The 1,298-nt window shown below is 52.6% G+C and carries 2 protein-coding genes and 1 pseudogene; 1 reads left to right on the top strand and 2 read right to left on the bottom strand.

What is annotated here, in order from left to right:
• Together NW849_RS14250 and NW849_RS14245 are read right to left on the bottom strand one after the other, a co-directional pair.
• Window positions 1-287, bottom strand: a pseudogene (locus NW849_RS14250) (nucleoside triphosphate pyrophosphohydrolase); the annotation flags it as partial.
• Window positions 268-489, bottom strand: a complete 222-nt coding sequence (locus NW849_RS14245) for a DUF2949 domain-containing protein (protein ID WP_414332365.1) — start codon at window positions 487-489, stop codon at window positions 268-270. The pseudogene NW849_RS14250 and the gene NW849_RS14245, both read right to left, overlap by 20 nt.
• A 675-nt stretch (window positions 490-1,164) precedes the next feature.
• On the opposite strand from NW849_RS14245, the gene NW849_RS14240 reads away from it, so the two are divergent.
• Window positions 1,165-1,298, top strand: a 134-nt coding sequence (locus NW849_RS14240) for an NAD(P)H dehydrogenase assembly family protein (RefSeq protein ID WP_414358492.1), incomplete at its 3' end; no start/stop codon positions are given.

Here is a 1,298-nt window from a genome sequence, read left to right as displayed (position 1 = left end):
CTCATGTGTGAGCTAGAGGCGGAACGCTCCAGATAAAGGTGGGCAAAATGGCCCGTCGCTTGAGGATCCCAGCTTTGCAGCGTCAGTGGGCCGGCCACCACCTCCAAGTCTTCTGTTAGCAACGTAACAGGCTGGACAGGAGCACAGACCTGTTGCAAAACACTGCGCAGCTCCGCCGGATCCTTTCCCCCACAGCTTTTCAGCAGTAGGGATCCCTGCTCCGCAGTAGACCACCGAGCCAGAGCTTGTTGCCAGTCGGGCTGAAGACTATCCAGCGTTTGCAGCATGGTCAAAAGGGTAGGTGCGGCCCAAATCCAAAAGGCGGCTGAGCTGCTCCAGATCGATGAAACTCAACTCCAAAAGAATCATCAGCAACGGCCCTTGCTGGCGATGTTGCAGCTTCTTGGCCAGGCTCAGTTGAGAACGGTCGATGATGCCCGTTTGCAAGAGATATTCCTCAAGGGCTGGGGGGGGAATGGGATCTAGCATGGTCGTTTCGCAGCGCTGAAGAAGGACAAATATGAAACTGAGAAGATAGTAAACTAACGTAACTATTCTTAACACTCCTACAGAGTTTCGGCAAAGATCCGGCTGGCAAATAGGCCACAGGTGAGCTTACCAAGCCCTGTGCCCACAGCTCCACGGCAAGAAAACCCCTAAATTGCCTCAGCAAATGAGGTTTCTGTATCCAAGGACACAAAAAATGGGTAGCGAGAGGTCATGGTATGATAGCAAATTGGCGATCAGTTGGCAGTACCCTGAAAGGCTGGCTGCTTCTTCTTTGTTTGGAGAAACCAACTTGCCTTGGCAAGATGTTACTTTTTTATCTGACTAATTCTGGTATTTAGATAAAAATCTTACAATAACTGCTCAGGGATCCAATCTGTTCGGCTCCTCTGGGATCCGCCCTGGGGCTGCCATCCTGCTCGGGTTAGCTAGACCGCCGAGAAGTCCCGCCCTCTATGTATCAGCATGGGAGTCGGGATGAGAGGCGGAGATTCCTGCGCTATGATAAGCAGAGAGCGGTGGGGCATCCCGTTCTTAAAGCTCAGGAAATGTCCTTAACAGGAGTCACTGTTCGCGTCAGCGGGACGGAGTCCTTGAAGCTCGCACTCTTTCGCTTTAGCGGCGCGGAGCGCTTTGCATCAGCATGAGTGCAGGAGTATGTCACCTAAGCTAGAAACGGCTGCAGGATGGACTCCCATTATGTCTGAAGCCCAAGGTTTACTGCCGGTGGGGGCAACGGTTCAAGTGGTGGAGATGCCTCCTTACCTAAAAACGGCTGACCCAATGCCGAT

The organism is Synechococcus sp. R55.3 (genome assembly GCF_047461975.1).
In the GTDB taxonomy this organism is placed as follows: Bacteria; Cyanobacteriota; Cyanobacteriia; order Thermostichales; family Thermostichaceae; genus Thermostichus.
This window is presented reverse-complemented; position numbering and strand designations above follow the sequence as displayed.

Excerpts from the sequence above, each read along its gene's own strand:
- NW849_RS14245 (WP_414332365.1), bottom strand. The coding sequence starts at position 489 with ATGCTAGATCCCATTCCCCCCCCAGCCCTTGAGGAATATCTCTTGCAA.